General features: G+C 68.8%; 18 protein-coding genes. 12 read left to right on the top strand and 6 right to left on the bottom strand.

What is annotated here, in order from left to right; all coding sequences use genetic code 11:
• Positions 1–61: 61 nt before the first annotated feature.
• Positions 62–721, top strand: a complete 660-nt coding sequence (locus ACO6D6_RS12360) for a TetR/AcrR family transcriptional regulator (RefSeq protein WP_484785550.1) — start codon at positions 62–64, stop codon at positions 719–721.
• Positions 722–858: 137 nt separating this feature from the next.
• Here the strand turns inward: ACO6D6_RS12360 and dhaL are convergent, their stop codons facing one another.
• Together dhaL and ACO6D6_RS12350 are read right to left on the bottom strand one after the other, a co-directional pair.
• Complete coding sequence (gene dhaL / locus ACO6D6_RS12355) at positions 859–1,479, bottom strand: dihydroxyacetone kinase subunit DhaL (protein ID WP_484785549.1); 621 nt, start codon at positions 1,477–1,479, stop codon at positions 859–861.
• Between the two features lie 54 nt (positions 1,480–1,533).
• Positions 1,534–1,776, bottom strand: coding sequence for a PLD nuclease N-terminal domain-containing protein (locus ACO6D6_RS12350; protein ID WP_484785548.1), 243 nt, complete (start codon positions 1,774–1,776; stop codon positions 1,534–1,536).
• A gap of 81 nt (positions 1,777–1,857) precedes the next feature.
• Here ACO6D6_RS12350 and ACO6D6_RS12345 point away from each other — a divergent pair, with 81 nt between their 5' ends.
• The 8 genes from ACO6D6_RS12345 (at position 1,858) to ACO6D6_RS12310 (ending at position 11,964) form a co-directional block, all read left to right on the top strand.
• Positions 1,858–2,868: an AMP-binding protein gene (locus ACO6D6_RS12345; protein WP_484785547.1), complete on the top strand. Its 1,011-nt coding sequence runs from the start codon at positions 1,858–1,860 to the stop codon at positions 2,866–2,868.
• Between the two features lie 9 nt (positions 2,869–2,877).
• Positions 2,878–3,771 (top strand): 1,4-dihydroxy-2-naphthoate polyprenyltransferase, encoded by an 894-nt coding sequence (locus tag ACO6D6_RS12340; protein WP_484785626.1) that lies wholly within the window; start codon positions 2,878–2,880, stop codon positions 3,769–3,771.
• The gene (locus ACO6D6_RS12335) at positions 3,768–4,715 is read left to right on the top strand and encodes an o-succinylbenzoate synthase (protein ID WP_484785546.1); all 948 of its coding nucleotides are present in this window, start codon (positions 3,768–3,770) and stop codon (positions 4,713–4,715) included. The genes ACO6D6_RS12340 and ACO6D6_RS12335 overlap by 4 nt, the downstream gene beginning before the upstream one ends.
• Positions 4,712–6,265: a 2-succinyl-5-enolpyruvyl-6-hydroxy-3-cyclohexene-1-carboxylic-acid synthase gene (menD, locus tag ACO6D6_RS12330; RefSeq protein WP_484785545.1), complete on the top strand. Its 1,554-nt coding sequence runs from the start codon at positions 4,712–4,714 to the stop codon at positions 6,263–6,265. Before ACO6D6_RS12335 ends, menD begins: the two co-directional genes overlap by 4 nt.
• Positions 6,266–6,282: 17 nt before the next feature.
• On the top strand, positions 6,283–6,768 hold the full coding sequence (locus tag ACO6D6_RS12325; protein ID WP_484785544.1) for a hypothetical protein: 486 nt from the start codon (positions 6,283–6,285) through the stop codon (positions 6,766–6,768).
• Between the two features lie 215 nt (positions 6,769–6,983).
• Positions 6,984–8,513: a Re/Si-specific NAD(P)(+) transhydrogenase subunit alpha gene (locus ACO6D6_RS12320; protein WP_484785543.1), complete on the top strand. Its 1,530-nt coding sequence runs from the start codon at positions 6,984–6,986 to the stop codon at positions 8,511–8,513.
• 3 nt (positions 8,514–8,516) lie between these two features.
• The gene (gene pntB, locus ACO6D6_RS12315; RefSeq protein ID WP_484785542.1) at positions 8,517–9,911 is read left to right on the top strand and encodes a Re/Si-specific NAD(P)(+) transhydrogenase subunit beta; all 1,395 of its coding nucleotides are present in this window, start codon (positions 8,517–8,519) and stop codon (positions 9,909–9,911) included.
• 106 nt (positions 9,912–10,017) lie between these two features.
• Complete coding sequence (locus tag ACO6D6_RS12310) at positions 10,018–11,964, top strand: acyltransferase family protein (protein ID WP_484785541.1); 1,947 nt, start codon at positions 10,018–10,020, stop codon at positions 11,962–11,964.
• An 18-nt stretch (positions 11,965–11,982) separates the two neighbouring features.
• On the opposite strand, the gene ACO6D6_RS12305 is transcribed toward ACO6D6_RS12310, so the two are convergent.
• Genes ACO6D6_RS12305 through ACO6D6_RS12295 form a run of 3 tightly spaced genes read right to left on the bottom strand, consistent with a single transcriptional unit; the run spans position 11,983 to position 14,971 of the window.
• Complete coding sequence (locus tag ACO6D6_RS12305; protein ID WP_484785540.1) at positions 11,983–13,680, bottom strand: TM0106 family RecB-like putative nuclease; 1,698 nt, start codon at positions 13,678–13,680, stop codon at positions 11,983–11,985.
• Entirely contained in the window at positions 13,677–14,369 is a 693-nt protein-coding gene (locus ACO6D6_RS12300; protein WP_484785539.1) for a demethylmenaquinone methyltransferase, read from the bottom strand. The genes ACO6D6_RS12305 and ACO6D6_RS12300 overlap by 4 nt, the downstream gene beginning before the upstream one ends.
• Positions 14,370–14,401: 32 nt before the next feature.
• Entirely contained in the window at positions 14,402–14,971 is a 570-nt protein-coding gene (locus ACO6D6_RS12295; RefSeq protein ID WP_484785538.1) for a maltokinase N-terminal cap-like domain-containing protein, read from the bottom strand.
• 122 nt (positions 14,972–15,093) lie between these two features.
• Between ACO6D6_RS12295 and ACO6D6_RS12290 the strand changes: the two genes are divergently transcribed.
• The 3 genes from ACO6D6_RS12290 to ACO6D6_RS12280 all read left to right on the top strand — a co-directional run bounded on the left by ACO6D6_RS12290 (position 15,094) and on the right by ACO6D6_RS12280 (position 18,290).
• A complete protein-coding gene (locus ACO6D6_RS12290; RefSeq protein ID WP_484785625.1) occupies positions 15,094–15,744 on the top strand; it encodes an ABC transporter ATP-binding protein in 651 nt (216 codons plus the stop codon).
• Entirely contained in the window at positions 15,741–17,366 is a 1,626-nt protein-coding gene (locus ACO6D6_RS12285; protein WP_484785537.1) for a DUF6297 family protein, read from the top strand. Before ACO6D6_RS12290 ends, ACO6D6_RS12285 begins: the two co-directional genes overlap by 4 nt.
• A gap of 87 nt (positions 17,367–17,453) precedes the next feature.
• Positions 17,454–18,290, top strand: a complete 837-nt coding sequence (locus tag ACO6D6_RS12280) for a hypothetical protein (RefSeq protein WP_484785536.1) — start codon at positions 17,454–17,456, stop codon at positions 18,288–18,290.
• A 94-nt stretch (positions 18,291–18,384) separates the two neighbouring features.
• Here ACO6D6_RS12280 and ACO6D6_RS12275 read toward each other — a convergent pair whose 3' ends face one another.
• Entirely contained in the window at positions 18,385–18,651 is a 267-nt protein-coding gene (locus ACO6D6_RS12275; protein ID WP_484785535.1) for a DUF1540 domain-containing protein, read from the bottom strand.
• Between the last annotated feature and the right edge of the window lie 367 nt (positions 18,652–19,018).

The following is a 19,018-nucleotide window of genomic DNA, read 5'->3' as shown; positions in this document are numbered from 1 at the left end:
GTGTTCAATGAGGTTCACCTTAACGCCACGCTGTGACGTGGGCAACGAGTACGTTAACCGCATGAGATCACACGGGAGGCGTACCGGTCCGAAACCGGGCTTCACCCACGACGACGTCGTCACGGCCGCGTTGGAGATCGGGATCCGTGACTTCACCCTCGCGGGGGTGGCCAAACTCCTGGGGGTCGGCACCCCGGCGCTGTACCGCACCATCGCGTCGCGGGACGACCTGCTGCGTGACTGTCTGAAACGGTTGGCCCGGGAGAACAACTTCACCGTCCCCGAAGGCGGGTGGCGAGAACTGCTGCGACACCAGGCCGAGTGGTTGTGGGATCTGGCGGACAAGCACCCCGGGCTCGCGGAGACCTTCCTGGTGGTCACCTGGGCACACCACTACTTCGCCCGGGGCATGAAAACCTGCATCGAAGCGCTGGTCGAACGGGGGTTCAGCCCGGATGACGCCACCTTCGTGGTGGATTTCATCGGCGACACCGTGCTGTGCACCCGCCTGGTGATCGAGGCGAACCGTGCGATCCTCCCGGGGAAGGATGGTGCGGTTGCGACGGGGCTGGAAGCCGCCGTCGAGAACTTCAACCGGGAGAAACTCGCCAAGGATTTTCCGGATCAGCTCGTGCCCAATGAGGGCTGGACGGGCCGGGGTTTCCTGGACCGCAAGATCGAGTTCATCATCGATGGGATGGCCCGGCGGGTCGGCGGGTGAACCACTCCCCAGAATCTCGTGGGACCGGTTTGCTGGCCTTGTTCACGTTCGCTGGCCTCACAGCGCAGGCAAACGTGAACAAGGCCAGCAAACCATTCACAAGGCCAGCGAACCGGTGACGGGAGGGTCGGCGGGGATCAGAGATGCCGGGATGCGCTGTCGAGGATCAAGGCCATGGACACCGCCCCCGGGTCGATGTGTCCGATGGAGCGTTCCCCGTAGTGCGCCGCACGGCCGCGGCGGGCCAGCATGTCGCGGGTGGCCTCGGCGCCCGCTTTCGCGGCGGCGGCGGCCCGGGCCAGGCTGGTGGAGGGGTCCTCGTCGCGTTCCAGGCTCGCGTGTTCGAGCACGTCGATGGCGGGACACAGGGCGTCCAGCATGGTCTTGTCGCCCACCTTCGCCCTGCCCCGAGATGCGATTCCGTCGCGTCCGGCCTTCAACGCCTGACAGACGCTGGAGACGGTGTACGGGGACTGCCAGAGCTGCCCGACGCGCAGGAAGAACGTCCCGTACAGCGGCCCCGAGGCCCCACCGACGGAACTGACCAGGGCCATGCCCACCTGGTTGAGGTACTGGCGCGTGGTGGTGTCCGGGCCGGGGGTGATCGTGGCGGCGGTCGCCATGCCGCGTGCCATGTTCGTGCCGTGATCGCCGTCGCCGATGGCGGCGTCCAGCCCGTCCAGCTCGTCGATGCGGGCCTCGAACTCCGCGGCGGCTGATTTCAGCCAAGCGCTCAGGGCATCAGGGCCGTCAAGCATGGGTGTCCTTTCCGTTTCGGGGCGATCTCCCCGCAGAAGCAGTCGAAGTGGATTTCAGCGCAGGCCGCGCAGGAAGTCCTCGTCGTCGTCGGGGGCGAGAGGGCGCGACCGGGGGCGAGAGGTGGGGCGCCCCGCGAGCAACCAGGCGAACGGACCAGCCACCGGGACGCAGATCACGACGAACAACCACAGCCACCGGGGCATGGCGCGTACGCGAGCTCCCTTGGTCTGTGCAAGTTCGACGACGCAGTAGATGGTGAGCATCACCACTGCGACGAGTAAAAGCACCCTGAGCACAAGACAATTCTAGCTCCCGGAATCCATTTTTCACTCCCGGTGTTAGGGTCGCGTCGCTACCGAGAAGCGAAGGCGGTGACGATGAGCACGGACGTGGCCCGGATGCTGGAGGGGGGAGCGGCGCTGTGGCTGGCGGACGGCCCGGCCCCCCGGCTGCCGCGGAATGTGGGGGCGGTGGTGCAGACCTCCGGCACGACCGGGTCGGCCCGACGCGTCGTGCTCTCCAGGGATGCGCTGCGGGCGGCCGCGGAGGCGGCCCGGGAACGCGTGGGAGGTGACCTGACCTGGCATCTGGCCCTGCCCGGGCGCTACGTGGCCGGGCTGATGGTGCAGGTGCGCTCAGCGGCGGCGGGTCGGAGGACACCCGTGGTTCCCACCGACCTCAAGGGGCTCATCCCCACCGGTGACGGCGACGCCATCAGCCTGGTGCCCACCCAGCTGCACCGCGCCCTGGGGGATGCCGCCGTCACGAAACGGCTGCGAGCCTTCGACCTGATCCTGCTCGGCGGCGCCCCCCTCGGTAACGAGCTGCGGGAACGCGCCCGGGACGCGGGACTGGCCGTCGTCGAGAGCTACGGCATGTCGGAGACCAGCGGCGGGGTGGTCTGGGACGGCAAACCGTTGCCGGGCATCCGGATCGGGCTGCGCGACGGCCGGGTGGGAATTGGTGGCCCGACGCTGTTCGACGGCTACCTGGACGATCCCGCCGCGACCGCCGAGGCCATGGAGGAGGACACGCTGCTCACCCGTGACCGGGGACGCTGGGAGGAAGGCAGGCTCGTGATCACCGGGCGCGTCGACGACGTGGTCATCTCCGGCGGGGTGAACGTCGACCTGGCCGAGGTGCGGGCCGCCGCGGCCCGCATCGACCCGGAGACCGCGGTGCTGGCCGTCCCGGACGCGGAGTGGGGGCATCTGGTGGTGCTGTTCGCCGGGGACGGGAACCTCGGGGCCTGGCGCGAGGCCCTCGCAGGCGCGCTGCCCCGGGCGTGGCTGCCGCAGCGGCTCGTCGTCACCCCGATCCCGCGCACCCCCGGCGGCAAACCGGACCGCGAGGCGCTCAATGGCCTCATCGCGGGCGAGAACCATTAGCATGGCCCCATCATGAGCTTCTCCACGTGGGTGGCCGGTGCCCGGCCCCGGACCCTTCCTGCCGCAGCCGCCCCCATCATGGCGGGAGTGGCCGCAGGTCTCGGAACCACCCCGGCACCGCCCCCATGGCGCCTGATCCTGCTGCCCCTGCTCTGTCTCGGGGTGGCGCTGGCCCTCCAGGTGGGGGTCAACTACGCCAACGACTACTCCGACGGCATCCGCGGCACCGACGACGTGCGCGTCGGTCCCGTCCGGTTGACCGCCTCCGGGCTGGCGCGCCCCGAAGCGGTGAAACGGGCCGCCTTCCTGTGTTTCGGTGTCGCGGCGGTGCTGGGGGGCGCGACCGTCGTGATCAGCGGACACTGGTGGCTGCTGTTGGTCGGGGCCGTCAGCATCCTCGCGGCCTGGTACTACACGGGCGGTTCCCGGCCCTACGGATATCACGGCCTCGGAGAGGTCATGGTTTTCCTGTTCTTCGGGTTGGTGGCGACGGTGGGCACCACCCTGGTCACCTTCGACTCGGCCCCACCGGCTTCCTGGGTGGCGGCCGTCGGGATCGGGGCCCTGGCCAGCGCCCTGCTGGTGGTCAACAACCTCCGCGACCTCACCGCCGACGCCGAGGTGGGCAAACGCACCCTGGCCACCCGGCTGGGTGATTCCGGAACCCGGGTTTTCTTCGTGGTGCTGCTGGTGGTGGGGGCGGTCTCGGTGCTGGGGGTGATGGCGCTCAGCACGCCCTGGGCGGGGCTGGGGCTGCTGGGTTTCGTCCTGGTGCTCGGTCCCGCCGCGCGGCTGCTGGGTGGGGCCATCGGACGTGACCTGATCGCGATGCTCCAGGCCACGTCCTTCACGGAGCTGGCGATGGCCGCCGGGTTGCTGCTGGGGGCGGTGGTCGGCCGGTGATCGTCTTCGACATCCCCCTGCAGGTTCCGTTCCGGGGCGTCACCCGGCGGCAGGGGGTCCTGTTCGAGGGTGAGGCGGGCTGGGCCGAGTGGAGTCCCTTCCGGGAGTACGGCGACCAGGAGGCCGCCGCCTGGCTGAGGGCCGCCGTCGCGGTGGCCCGGGAGGGTCATCCCGAGCCGCTGCGGGACAGCGTGGCCGTCAACGGCATCATCCCGGCCATCAGCCCCGGTGAGGTGGCGCGGCGGGCCGCGGAATCCGGGTGCAGCACCCTCAAGGTCAAGGTCGCGGCCCCCGGTGAGAGTCTCGACGACGACGTGGCCCGGGTGGCGGCGGCCCGTGCCGCCCTGCCCCGCGGGGCGATCCGCGTCGACGCCAACGGGGCCTGGAGCCCCACCCGGGCCGAGGAGGCGATCCGGGAACTCGCCCAGTTCGGTCTCGAATACGTGGAGCAGCCCTGCTCCAGCGCGGAGGAGCTCGCCGAGCTGCGCCGCCGCCTGGACGGCCTGGTCGCGATCGCTGCCGACGAATCCATCCGGCGGGCCTCCGATCCCCTGCGGGTGCGGGATCTCGGCGCGGCCGACGTGGTGGTGCTGAAGGTGCAGCCGCTCGGCGGTGCCGCAGCCTGCCTCGACCTGGCGGACCGGCTTGGGCTTCCCGTGGTGGTCTCCAGCGCCGTGGAGACCTCCGTCGGGCTGGAGGCGGGGCTGCGACTGGCCGCGGCGCTGCCGGAGCTGCCGTTCGCCTGCGGCCTGGAAACCGGCCGGCTCCTGGCCCGCGACGTCACCGAGCACCCGCTGCTGCCGGCCGCGGGCCGGATCGAGGTGCGCCCCGCGCACGTCGACGCCGATCTGCTGGAGGCCTGCCGCGCCGGCATGCGGACCGAGAGCTGGTGGCTGGACAGGTTGCACCGGGTGGCCGCGGTCGCGGGGGTGGAACTGCCGTGAACTCCCCGCTGCTGGGAAAGGTGATCGTGGAGGCCCTGCTGGCCTCCGGGGTCCGGGACGTGCTGCTGGCGCCCGGTTCCCGCAACGCCCCGATCTCCCTGGCCCTCCACGCCGCCGAGACCGCCGGGCTGCTGGGGTTGCACGTCAGGATCGACGAACGCGTCGCGGCCTTCACCGCCCTCGGGATGGCGAAGGCCTCGGGCAGGGTCGTGGCGGTGGTCACCACCTCCGGGACGGCCGTGGGGAACCTGGTGCCCGCCGCCATGGAGGCGCGCGCATCCGGGATCCCGCTGCTGCTGCTGACCGCCGACCGTCCCGCGCACCTGGTCGGCACGGGAGCCAACCAGACCTGCGACCAGCTGGGGATCCTCGGCCCGGCCGCGGTCGGGGTGCTGCGGCTGGCCTCCGGCACGGGCACCGAACCGGCCTGGCGGGCGACGATCACCCGGGCCTGCGCCCTGGCCGCGGGTACCAGGACCCGCCGCCCGGGACCCGTGCAGGTCAACGTGGAGTTCGAGACCCCGCTCGTTGATCCCGCCACCCCCGCACCCGAACCCCAGGAGGTGCGCCCGGTCCTCGCCCCGAGCACCGGCACCGAGGTGTACGAGGTGACGGGGCCGGCCCGCACCGTGGTGCTCGCGGGGGACGCGCCCCCCGTCGTGGGTGCGGAGGCCAGGGCCACCGCGGAGGTGGCGGGGGTCCCGCTGCTGGCCGAACCCTCCAGCAACGCCCGCACCGGCGGCGCCGTTCCCCGCTACCGGGAGCTGCTGCCCGTCCTCGGCCCCGAGATCGAACGGGTCGTGGTCTTCGGGCATCCCACGCTGTCCAGGCCCGTTTCCGAACTGCTGGGCCGCGGCGACGTGGAGCTGATCGTCGTCGCCCCGCACGCCGACTGGATCGATCCCGGGCACGCCGCCGCGCGGGTGGTCGACCGTGTCCTGCTGCCGCCCGGGGATCCCGCCTGGCTGGCCCGCTGGCGACAGCCGGGGGGCGCGGCCCCGCAGGAACCACGGAAACTGACGGGGGAGGCCGTGGCGGCGGAGGTGGTGGCGGCCTCGCGGCCGGGCGAGAACCTGGTGTTCGGCGCCAGCTCCAGCATCCGCTACGCGGACCTCGCGCCGATCAACCCGAACCCCGGGCCCTGCTGGGCGAACCGCGGGCTGGCCGGGATAGACGGCACGGTTGCCACGGCCACCGGGATCGCCCTGGCCACCGGGGCGCCGACGACGCTGCTGCTGGGCGATCTCACCCTGCAGCACGACCTGGGGGCGTTGGCCACGCCCGAAGCTGGACATGAGGTGCGGTTACGTGTAGTCCTTTTGGACGACCATGGAGGGACGATATTCGCATCCCTGGAGCAGGGACAGCCAGCTTTCGCAGCCTCCTTCGACCGGGTGTTCCGGGCTCCACAAGGGGTTGAGCTGGGAGCGGTGGTCCGTTCGATGGGGTGGCGGACGTCAGAAGTTACCTGCATACAATCACTGCGTCGGGTGCTTGCCGAGCCAAGCTCTGACCGTGAGTTACTGCATATTGTTCTGGGTCAGGACTAGCCTGCAAGGAGTGCCGAATGAATACTCATTCAGGGAGGGAAGACAAAGTGCGTCAGTTCCACAAGCCGGTGAGACGACCAAGTGATGTCCTTGAAGAGTTTGATGGTTCCGGGGACCCGGCGGACGAGAGCAGCGCGGCGCACGACACCGCCGCTGTGCTCGTCCACCTGGTGGGGGACAAGGCGGTTCCCGCGGTGCGTGCCCGGCTGGTTGAATACATTGCGGCCGAGGGCATCGAGGACCTTCTGGAACTCTGGTCACGGACGGCGGCGATTTCGCTGCCCGGGTCGCTGTGGCGGTTGCGACAAATCGAACGGAAGCTCCCCGAGGGGCCCGTCGCCGAGGAGGTACGCAGCGTTCTCGCAGGGGAATACGAGGGAGACTTCGGTGATCTGTGCACCCGGGCGGCGATCATTGGCAGACGGCTCGGGCCCCGTTGGGATCAGTTGGCGGCGGAGCTGGAGGGATGCGCCAGGTCCTGGTACGCCGGGACACTCTGGTGATTCGCGAAGTTCACGCTAATATGGATCCAACCGGATCGCGGTAACCCCGGGCTCCACCTTTAGCCGCTGCGAGCGGCCTTTCGCCGAGAGGCGTTCCCGGTCCGGTCCAGACGTTGGGCGGTCGGCGGTTTCGCCGGCCGCCCGTTTCATTTCCGGACACGGTGCCATCCAAACCCCGGGTGCACAGGAAGACCGAGGGACGGTAGCGTGATCCCATGGACGTTGGTGTACCACGGGAGATCGGCGACACGCGTGTCGCAGCAACTCCCAAAACCGTTGCCCAGTTGCGGAAACTCGGCTACCACGTTTTCGTGGAATCGGGGGCCGGTCTCGGGGCCTCATTCAGCGACGACGCCTACCGTGAAGTCGGTGCGGTGATCGTCGACAACGCCTGGAACCGCGACATAGTGCTCGCGGTCGGGGCCCCCTCGGACGCGCAGCTGCTGGACATGCGCCCGGGAGCCACGCTGATCTCCTTCCTGGCACCCAGGCAGGATCCGAGCCTGACCAGGAGGATCGCCGCCCAGGGCATCAATGCGCTGAGCATGGACATGGTGCCGCGCACCTCCCGCGCCCAGGCCCTCGACGCCCTCAGCTCCCTGGCCAACATCTCCGGTTACCGGGCCGTCGTCGAGGCCGCCCACGCCTTCGGGCGGTTCTTCACGGGCCAGGTGACCGCAGCCGGCAAGGTGCCCCCCGCAACCGTGTTCGTGATCGGCACCGGTGTGGCGGGGCTCGCCGCCATCGGCGCCGCCAGCTCGCTGGGCGCCGTCGTGCGGGCGACCGACGTGCGGCCCGAGACCGCGGAGCAGGTCACCTCCATGGGAGCCACCTTCCTGCACGTCGACCAGGCCGACCAGGGGATCAGCTCCGATGGCTACGCCAAGGAGGTCGGCGCCGACTACGCGGCACGCGCCGCCGAGCTGTACGCCTCCCAGGCGCGCGAGGTGGACATCATCATCACGACCGCGGCCATTCCCGGGAGACCCTCGCCCAAGCTGATCACCGCCGAGATGGTGAAATCCATGAAACCGGGGTCGGTGATCGTCGACCTGGCGGCCGTCGGCGGCGGCAACTGCGAACTCACCCGGCCCGGCGAGAGCTACGTCACCGACAACGGGGTGACCATCATCGGCTACACCGACCTGGCCTCCAGGCTGCCCGGGCAGTCGTCGCAGCTCTACGGAACCAACCTCGTCAACGCCCTCAAGCTCATGACACCCGGCAAGGACGGGAACCTCGTCATCGACTTCGACGACGAGGTGGTGCGCAACATGACCATCGTCCGGGACGGGGAGGTGACCTTCCCGCCCCCGGAGATCAAGGTCTCCGCAGCACCCGCCCCGGCCGCCGCGGCAAGCAAGCCACCGACGCCCGTCACACCTGCGAAATCCCCGCGCCCCTGGTGGCACCAGGTGGCCTGGGTCGGCACCGGGTCGGTGGCGCTGATCGCGCTGCTGACCCTCGCCCCGGCGCCGCTGGTGGGTCTGATGGCCGTTTTCGTGCTGGCCATCGTCGTCGGCTACTACGTGGTCTGGAACGTCACCCACGCCCTCCACACCCCGTTGATGAGCGTCACCAACGCCATCAGCGGCATCATCGTGGTAGGTGCCATGACACAGCTGCCCAGCGACAACTGGGTGGTGAGGATCATCGCCTTCGTGGCGGTGCTGATCGCCTCCATCAACGTCTTCGGTGGGTTCACGGTGACCCACCGCATGCTGAACATGTTCCGGAAGGGCTGAGCCGTGCTGACCAACCTCGTCAACGCCACCTACATCGCCGCCGGCCTGATGTTCATCCTCGCCCTGGCGGGTCTCAGCAAACACGAGACCGCGAAGAAGGGCAACGCCTTCGGCATTCTCGGAATGGGCCTCGCCCTGGTGGCCACCAACTACGCCATCGCCCAGCCCGGCGACGGGATGAGCTTCGACTGGACCACCGCGGCCCTGCTCTACGGGGCGATCGCCATCGGCGCGGTCATCGGGATCTGGAAGGCCCGCAGGGTCGAGATGACCGGGATGCCGGAACTCATCGCCCTGCTCCACAGCTTCGTCGGGGCCGCCGCGGTGCTCGTGGGTTTCAACGTGCACCTCTCGGCCACCCACACCGACGTGCTGCACGCCGTCGAGGTGGTGCTCGGGATCTTCATCGGCGCGGTCACCCTCACCGGCTCGCTGGTGGCCTGGGGCAAACTCAACGGTCGCATCGCATCGAAACCGCTGATGCTGCCCGGCAGGAACTGGCTCAACCTGGCGGCGCTGGTCGCGGTCGTCGGGTTCGGCTGGTGGTACGTCGCGACGCTGTCGCTGATCCCGCTGCTGCTGGTGACCCTGATCTCGCTGGCGCTGGGCTGCCACCTGGTGGCGGCCATCGGCGGCGCCGACATGCCGGTGGTGATCTCGATGCTGAACTCCTACTCCGGCTGGGCGGCGGCCTTCAGCGGATTCATGCTGGACCAGAGCATCCTCATCATCACGGGCGCCCTGGTCGGCGCCTCCGGTGCGATCCTGTCCTACATCATGTGCCGGGCCATGAACCGTTCCTTCGTCTCCGTGATCCTCGGCGGTTTCGGTGACGCCCCCGTCGCGGACAGCGGCGAGATGGGTGAACACCGGGAAGCGACCACCTCGGAGGTCGCGAAAATGCTGACCGGGGCCCGTTCCGTCGTGGTCGCACCCGGATACGGGATGGCCGTGGCACAGGCCCAGTACCCCGTCGCGGAGCTGATCGCGCGGCTGCGGGAACGCGGCGTGAACGTGAGGTTCGGTATCCACCCCGTGGCGGGAAGGCTACCCGGCCACATGAACGTGCTGCTGGCCGAGGCGAAGGTGCCCTACGACATCGTCCTGGAGATGGACGAGATCAACGACGACTTCGCCGACACCGACGTGGTGCTGGTGATCGGGGCCAACGACACGGTCAACCCGGCCGCGAACGAACCCGGTTCCCCGATCTCCGGCATGCCCGTGCTCAAGGTTTGGGAGGCAGGCCAGGTGGTGATCTTCAAGCGTTCCATGAGCGCCGGATACGCGGGTGTGCAGAACCCGCTGTTCTTCAACGAGAACTCGGTGATGTGTTTCGGCGACGCCAAGGCCACGGTCCAGGCCATCCTGGACGACCTGAGGTCCGCCACCGGCTGAACCCCGGTCACTCCACCCGGGGAAACAGCGGTGGGGACGCTTTTCACGCCCCGCGCCGTCCAAGAAGGAAGGCGCGGGGCTGGCGAACGGTGCTAGCATGCCGCCCGTGAATTCGCTGCCCGAGGCTCCTGCCCGTCACGGCAACCGGTTCGACGCGCTTGACGGTCTGCGGACCATAGCGGTTGGCCTGGTGGTTCTCTTCCACGTTTCGGCCCCCCGCATGGCGGCCGGGTTCCTGGGCGTGGACATGTTCTTCGTGCTTTCCGGCTTCCTCATCACCTCAGGGCTGATAGCGCAGGTCGAACGCACCGGACGGATATCCCTGGGCGACTTCTGGAGCAGGCGGATCAAACGACTCATGCCCGCCGCCCTGCTGGTGGTGTGCGTCGTTCTCGTCTGGGCGGGGAAGTTCGCGCTGGTGCATCGCCGCGACAATCTCTCCCTCGACGCCTGGTACACGATCTTCTACCTGGCGAACTGGCGTTTCATAGGCTCGGCCTCGTATTTCGAGAACGACGGCACGGTCTCGCCCCTGCTGCACATGTGGAGTCTCGCCGTCGAGGAGCAGTTCTACATCTTCTGGCCGCTGCTGATCGCAGGATTCACCTGGCTGGTGCTGAGGGTCTTCCGGGCCGGGAACCGGAACGCGGTGCGGGTCCTGGCGGGGGTCGCCGTCGTGATCATCGTGGTCTCGGCGGTGCTCCTGGCGGTCCTCTACGCGCCGCGGGCGGCGGAACGGGCCTACATGGGAACCGACGCGAAGGCCTTCGAACCGATGCTCGGGGCGCTGCTGGCGATCCTCGCCGCCAACCCCCGGTTCGCCGCGTGGTGCACCCGCTGCGCCAGGTTCCTGTTCTGGGGTGGCGCGGTCTTGACCGTGGCCCTGTTCGCCGTGCTGGACGGCCCCGCCCCGTTCTACTTCCAGGGCGGTGCGCTGCTCTTCTCGCTGGGAACCGGTGCGCTCATCCTCGGTGTCCGCTACGGACTGGCGACGCCCGAGGCCAAGGTGCTCGCGTTCGCGCCGATCAGCTACCTCGGCAGGATCTCCTACGGCCTGTACCTGTGGCACTGGCCCGTGGCGGTGTGGTTCGGGGTCAACTCCGGAACCTTCCGGCCCCTGCGGGCGGCGGCCGTGCTGGCAGTGACATTCGCGTGCTCCTCCGTCTCATATCACCTGATGGAGATGCCGATCAGGCAGGGGCGGATCGGGGATTTCCTAAAACCGTGGCGGGCGATCGTCGCGGGGGCCACGGCGATGACGATCATGGCCCTGAGCAGCAGCTTCGTGGGTGGCACCCCGCTCGCGCGGGCGCTGCACCTGGGACGCGGCGGGGAGGAGATCAGGCGTGACGTCCTCATGCTGGTCGGCGACTCCGTCCCGTTGCGCATGGCCGATTCCCTGGCCGTGGCCGGGCAGGAACGGGGACTGACGGTCATCGGGACGGCCCAGGGCATGTGCACTCCCACCGGGGCCTTCCTGTACTTCGGGCCCGGCGACAAGTTCGGTGAGCTCTGCCCGCCCGTCAAGGAAGTGCAGGACGAGGCCATCCGGGTCCACTCTCCCGGAATAGTTGTGTGGTGGTCCCGGCACGAGTACATCGACCGCTACGAGGGCGACCGGGTGCTCTCCCCGGAAACGGAGGAATTCTGGGAGGTTCAGCGCCGCGACCTCATCGCCACCGCCGACCGGTTGACGGGGCGTGGGGAGACCCTGGTGGTGGTGCTGACCGAGCGTCCCGGCCTTGGCATGTTGTCGCGCCCCGACAACGAGCTGGCGTCCATGATCGTCAAGTACTCGATCGAACACGACGAGTACCGGCAGCGATTCAACCAGATCGTCACGGAGGTGGCGGCGCAACGCGATGACATCCGTACCGTCGACGGGGACTCCCTGTTCTGCGGGAGCGCGCCGAGCGTCGGTCCCGGGCCGCTGTGCGACGACACCGTGGACGGCAGCCCGATGCGTCCCGACGGAAATCACGTTGACACCAACCGGTTCGGCCCCCAGGTGGCCAACGACCTCCTGGACAAGGCGCTGGCCGCTGCCAGCTGACGGCACGACGCCGCCCCGTCAGGTGACCTCTCCGTCCTCGGGGGATCGGGAATCGAGCAGTTCCATCCACTCCCGGACGTGCCAGGTGGCCCGGACGTCGTCCTCGTTGTACTCCAGCACGCGCCTGCGGGCCGCCCTCCGCTCGGCCGCGTTGCCGCCGTCGACGGCGGTGGCGAACCAGGCCTGCGAGTTCAACCCTCCCGGTTCCTCGTCGCGCCACGAGAAGCCCGCGCCCTTGGTCGCGACCACCTTCAACCCCAGACCGTCCACGGCGACGAAATTGTCGCGGACCAGCTGGAACAGATCCACGAAATGCCCCTTGATGAGGTCGCAGGCGGCCATCAGGTCGGGATGCCCGCTGCGCTGGGCCAGGCGGCGCAGGTGCACCACCTCGTAGTCGGAGTAGTGGTAGACGAGCAGGTCGGGGTGCATCCTCGCCAACCGCACCAACCAGCGGGCGAAGTTGGCGGCGAGCTCCTGTTCCCCGCTGGGGGAGAGGTGGCTGAAGGCGCTGAAGTGCTGGTACTTCTGTTTTCCCGTGGCGCGGTCGGTCAGCAGAACACCCCACAGGTAGGTGCGGTCGCTGTCGTCGGTCTCGATGTCCAGATCCACCTCCACCGGCGCCCGGGGGACCCCGATGGGCTCCACCGACACCTTCTCCAGGGCTACGCCCCGTTTCAGCATCCGGGCGCGCCGGGCCGCGGTGCGCAGCCTGGCCTCCGAGCGGTCGCGATGGGCGGTGAGCGGCAGGTAGTCGGGCAGCAGGGCCTCGACGTCGGCGTCGGCCAGCTGAGAGACCGTCGTGATGCCGAGTCCCATCAAGGTCTGGAGTTCGCGGACGTCGAGGGGGGTTTTGGAGATGCGCAGGGAGATGTCGTCGTCATCCATGCGGGGGCGGCAAGTCTCCCACCAGGCGCACCACTCGCACTCCGGCACCCGGATGGGGCGCACCACCGGGGGACGTGGATCGCCGGGTTCGCGGCCCATCGCCTGCTGAGCGACGTGCACCCGGAAGCCGTACTCGTGGTCGTAGCGTTCCAGCGCCGAACGGAGCCGGTGTCCGCTGGCGGAGGTGCGGGAGAAGGTGCGCAGGAACCGCAGCTCCAGGGGCACCCAGACGATCATCCCCTTGTGCTGGTCGTCGAAACCGATCGCCCCGGCGACGGGGCTGGTGGCCGCTCGGCCGCATGCCTGGAGCAGCCGCCAGTGGTGCGCCAGCTCCAGCAGCACCCCCTGCCGGTAGGAGCGGAACCGGAACCCCGGCAGCGGCTCCAGGACGGTGGGGGAGTTGAGGGCGGAGGCACGCAGCTCATTGGCGTTGCGCTGCTTCTCCAACAGCCGGTAGGGCTTGACACGCAACGGCCAGTAGCCGGGACGCCCGCCCGGTCGGTCGTCGCCGCGCACCAGGGCGTCGGGATGCCCGCAGCGGTGCCCCGGCACGTCCACCGGCAGGTGGCCGCCGACGATCACGGGCGCCCCGGCGTCCATCGCTGCCAGGGTCTCGGCAGGGGGGTGTCCCTCGTCGCGCAGGTCGATCACCTCGCCGCCCCGGCACAGGGTCTCCAGCACGGACTCACGGAACTCCGAACCACCCGAGAACGCCTCCAGCAGCGACTCGTCCAGGGGCTTCTCGGGTTTCGGGGTGCCGGGGTCGAAGGCGTTGAAGGTTTTGACGGGGCAGTTTCGTGCCGCGTAGGGGTCCAGCAGAAAAGTCATTTCCAAGCCCGGTGCAGAGCCACTATGCCGCCCGTCAGGTTCTTCCACTCGACATCCCGCCAGCCGCAGTCCGCGATCAGGTCCGCCAGCTCCTTTTGCGCGGGCCAGGCGAGGATCGACTCGGCCAGGTAACCGTAGGCGACGGGGTTGCTCGAAACCCTGGCCGCCACGGGCAGCACCCGCAGCGCTCCCTGTGCGTAGGCGAACCGCAGCGCCCGGTTCACCGGGGTGGAGAACTCCGCGATCACCAGGCGCCCGCCCGGGCGGGTCACCCGCAGCAGCTCCCGCAGCGCGGCAGCGGTGTCCTCCACGTTGCGCAGGCCGTAGCTGATGGTCACGGCGTCGAAGACCGAATCGGCGTAGGGCAGGGCCAGGGCGTCGCCGCGCACGAAGGACAACCCGGGCTGCTGCTGCTTGCCGACCTTCAGCATGCCCATCGACAAGTCGGTGGGGAAGACGTGCGCACCCGCGTCCAGGAAGGGCAGCGACGACGTGCCGGTACCGGCTGCCAGGTCCAGGACGCGTTCACCCGGACGGGCGGCGACGGCTGCCACGGTTTCCCGGCGCCAACCGCGGTCCCTGCCCAGCGAAAGCAGCGAGTTCAACAGGTCGTAACGCGCGGCGACACCGTCGAACATGGCCGAAACCTCGGCGCGGTTCTTGTCGAGGTCGGCTCGGGTCTGCTGCATGCGCACACCTTAGCGCCCGGCCCCGACAGCTTTCAGTGCAGAACCGCCAACAGGTCGACGCGGTCGATGCCGCGGTGGCGCCACTGGCCCATCAACTGGCCGACGACGTCGTTTATCGGGGCGCGATTGAGTTTGTGCACCACGTGCGGATACCCGGATGTCTCCCCGGCGACCAGGCCGCTGCCGAAAACCTTGATGTTCTTCGGGCATGGCGTGTCCTGCCCGACCTCCACGATGTCGGCGTCCGAGTCCTTCTCCCGGATCACCCGCACCAGTTCGTCCAGGTAGACCGGATCGGTCTGGGCGTCGTAGCAGTAACGGGTTCCCAGCTCCGAGTGCTGGAGGGTTCCGATCAGCGCGCCGCCGTCCAGCGGTTGGGGCCGCCACGTGACGGGGATGTGGTAGACGGCGTCCGTGGAACGCACCAGCATGCAGTCGAGTCCCACCACGTCGTCGGGATCGACGAATCGGAACTTGGCGACGATTTCCAGGTCCGAGGGGTCCCCGTCGAACCACCACTGGTCGGGAAGCCATTGGGCGAGCAGCTCAAGCTTGCTGGGATGCAGTGTGGCCTCGGGTTGGATGCGGGCGATTCCGCTCATACGGTCTACCTCCATTGGTAATTTCCTGAATCTTACACAAAAAGGACAAATGGCGACAGCGGAGATCCGAAGTGTCGCATACCGTTGCGCGGTTCTCTCCCGACCGGCCGGGATGCGCCACAATGGTCGCCGTGGCGAAGAAGGACATCGTTCTCAAGGTTGAAAAGCTGAAGAAGGCCTACGGGCCCGTGACCATCGTGGAGGGTTTCAACCTCAAGGTGGCCGCGGGAGAGGCCGTCGCGCTGACGGGCCGCAACGGCGCGGGCAAGTCGACGGTGCTCAGATGCCTGGTCGGGGCCGACCGCCCGGACGAGGGCACCGTCGAGGTGCTCGGGGTGAAGATGAAGGAGACCAGCCCGGAGATCCGTCGCAACGTCGCCACCGTCATCGACGACCTCGACTTCTTCCCCGACCTGTCCGTCGTGGAGCACCTCGACCTGCTGGCCCGGGCCCACGGGATCGCCGACCCCGACGATCTGGTGGACGAGATCCTCGACGAGGTGCAGCTCGTCCCGCAGGCCGGACAGCTGCCCTCGACGCTGTCCTCCGGTCAGCGGCGACGCCTGGCGCTGGCCACCGCATTCGTCAGGCCCCGGCGGCTGCTGGTCCTCGACGAGCCGGAGCAGCGGCTCGACATCGAGGGCGTCGAGTGGCTCGGGGCCCGCCTCAAGGCGGAGCTGCGGGACGGCCTGGCGATCGTGTTGGCCAGCCACGAACCCAGCCTGCTGGCCGCCATCGGCGCCCGTGAGGTGAGGCTGGGGGAGCATCGATGAGCGACGAACGGTTCGGGGTCATCGGCGAGGTCGACGAGAAACAGCTCCGTCTCCTCGTGCGTGACTGGCGCCGTGGCAGGGCTGACCGCAACCTCCTCCAGGCCCTGCAGGACGCCTATGTGATGGTTTTCGCCCTCGTCCTGATCGGCGCCATGGTGATCAGCTCCATCATGCAGGCCCAGCGCAGCGTGGCGGGTTGCGCGGCCGAGTCCTGCCTGGCGGCCCGGGGACTGCTGCCCTGGGCCGCCGTCGCGGGATTCCTGGCCCTGGCGCTCGTGGCTGCGCGCCTGTTCGGTCCCGTCGTGGCCTCGGCCGCCGAGGGTTTCTGGGTCATGGACGGCAACGTCGACCGGCGCAGGATGCTTGCGGGGCGCCTCATCGCCTCGGTGATCGTGGCTCTGGTTCTCGGCGCAGGACTCGGGGTGCTCGTGGCGGCCCTGGTCGGCGGTGGCGCCACGGAGGTTCTCACCTGGGGGCTGGCATCCGGCCTCGGATGCTTTGGGCTGGTGGCCTTCGCCGCCGCCGAGCAGGGTGTGGAGCGGCGCTGGATCACCACCGCGCTGCTGTGGTTGATCGGGATCATCGCCTTCGCCGCCCTGCTCGTCCTGGTCGCGATCTCCGCCGGGATGGCGTCCATCGGTCTCGTGGCCGCGCTGAGCGTTGACTTCGCTTGGGTGGTGGCGGGCGGTGGTCTGCTGCTGGGACTGATCTCCATCGTGCCCGCCTGGCTCCGGCTGCGGCACATGCGTCGCCAGCGGCTCACCGCGGGCTCGTCGCTGCTCGCGGGCATGCAGGGTGCCGCGTTCGCCCTCGACTTCGCCCTGGTCCGCGACATCCTGGTCGAGGACCAGTCCCGCCGCCGGGGACACGTCCGCCCGACCCGCGGGTCGGGCAGCGGCACGTGGGCCATCGTCCTGCGCGACCTGCAGCGGCTGTGGCGCACCCCCAGGCCGCTGGTGTTCTGGCTGGTCTCGATGGTCGTTCCCTACGCCGTCCATGCGCTCGGCATCGAGGTGCTGAACCCGTCGATCTCCGCCCTGGTGCTGATGACCGCCCTGATCGGTTTCTGCAACACCCTGCGCGTGCTGACCCGCACCAAGGGCCTCCAGCGCTGCTTCCCGTTCGCCCCGGGGGATGTCAGGCAGGCCGCCATGACGGTGCCCGCCCTGCTGGCGCTGCTCTGGGCGGCCGCGACGATACCCGCGTTCGGGGGGATCTTCGGCGAAGGTGGGTTCGATCCGGTCACCGGGCTCTCGGCCTCCCTCATCACCGCGCTGGGTGGCCTGCTGGCGGCCTTCCGATGGGTGTGCGCGAAACCCCCGAACTATGGCGGCCCCATGGTCTCGATCGGGATCGGGGCCATGCCGCCGGGCATGATGTTCTCCTTCATCCGCGGCATCGACATCGTCGCGTTGATAACCCTGCCGCTCGTCCTGGGCTGGCCCTCCTGGATCTCGCTGGGCCTCGCCGTCATCACCTGGCTGGTCCTGCGCTCCGGATTCGATCAGCAGGCCCTGATGGACGAACGTGAGGAGCAGCAGCGCCTGTTGGCGGAGCAGAAGTCCGGGCGCTCCGGCCGTGGCGGGGGAGGCCAGAAGGTGAGGGTGCAGCGGAAACGCTGATCCCGCCACATTCACAGGAGGACAGGCATTCCTTCACGGTTTTCAGTGCGCTAGGCTGACGTTAATCGAGCTGGAAGGCGGGCGCTGATGGCCACTTCACCGGAGGTTTCCCAGGACGTGTGTCTTGAGCGCGCGCGCTCCTTGGCGGGGCGGATGCTGGAAGGTGGGGCGGCCTGCACCTTGGTCGCCTGGCGGATCGGCAGTCAGTACGATTTCGTCGCCCACGGGTTGACCGCCCAGGGGGACATCGTGGTGGCCGTCAGGCCCGATGAGGGCTGCATGCTGTCCACCCTGCCCGCGGGGGCCGGGACAGTGGTGCGGATGGACCTGGTCCGCCACAGTCACGACGTGATGCTCTCGGTCATAGCAGCCTCCGCGCATCTGCTGGGCGAGTTGGTCCTGTTGCCGAACGCGGCCGTGGATCGCCTGCTGTCCGAGGATCAGCTTCCCGAGCGGATCGCGGAACTGGCGCGGATCAGCGGCACCCGGGTCGGGTTGGTGGTCACGGACAGGATCCTGGTGCACGACCACAGTGGGGTCACCCCGATCCCGTGGGAGGACCTCCTGGAGGCTCAACCGGAGGTGCCCGAGGTCTGGTACGACGACTTCGAGGCGCACGACATCGTGGCCTCGCAGGGATGCTCAGCACTCCGCCAGGTCTGCCGAGCCGTGATCGATGGCAGGATCCCGGGGCAGGCCAGCGTCCGTCCAAGCGCACCCGGGCTGTGCGGGCATGTGCTCGACAAGGTCTTCTGCATCGACGTCGACCGTTTCGGGGTCACGTTGATGCACATCGGGGAACACGAGACCGCCACGGTCTTCGCAGGTTTTGAGGTGCCTCCCGTGACGCTGCCGGCGTTGGCGGCTCAGGTGACGCGCCTCGTCGATGGCTCGGGGCCGGTGCACTCCCAGCGGTGCATCTGACGGCTGGTCCCGAGAACCACTCAGGCCCCGCGCCGAGCGGGGCCTGAGCCTTTTTGCTTTCAGACGTGGCGGCCCTGTGGGCCGTTCAGGGGAGTCAGCGGGCCTCGTAGGAGGTGCAGACGCCGTCAACCACGGTGACGCCGGATGCGCTGCAGAGCAGATCCTTGTTGTGGGCGCATTCGAGGCGCTGGCAGGCGCCGACGCGGCCATCGGCGGTGGGCAGGCCACCGCGGGCGTCGAGGGTGATGAAGGTGGTGCAGGCCGAGGTGCCGTCGACGGTGATCGCGAAGGCGGTGCAGCCCTGGTTGTTGAAAGCGCAGGTGGTGGTGTTGCAGGACTTGACGGGAGCGGCGGTGGGCATTTCTAGGACCTTTCGTCTGTGGTGCATCTGACGAGAAATACGCTACGTCCGTTCCCAACCCTCCGCAAGCAAGAGAACCCTTTGCTGACTTGGGTAAATACACAAAATCGACGCGTAATTTCCCGGCTTTAGCGGCTATTGTTTTTTCGAAAATCAAAGGCTTGCGAATTGCTTTCCGGTGACCGGGTGGGCTGTGGGGGGAAATCCCTTGTGAGGGGAGAAGGAAGAGGAAAGGCTTGCCTCGAATCGGCTGGCTCGGGTCGCGTCGCTCCTTCCCGTGGTCCGTTTGTCCTTCTGAGGAAACGCTTGCCTTGTGGTCGTGTGCTTGCGCTACAGCGCAAGCGGACGGGGGTAAGGCAGGCGGACG

It is taken from the genome of Arachnia sp. (assembly GCF_057238465.1).
The sequence above is the reverse complement of the archived record's forward strand: the minus strand, read 5'-3'. Positions and strand labels throughout refer to the sequence as shown.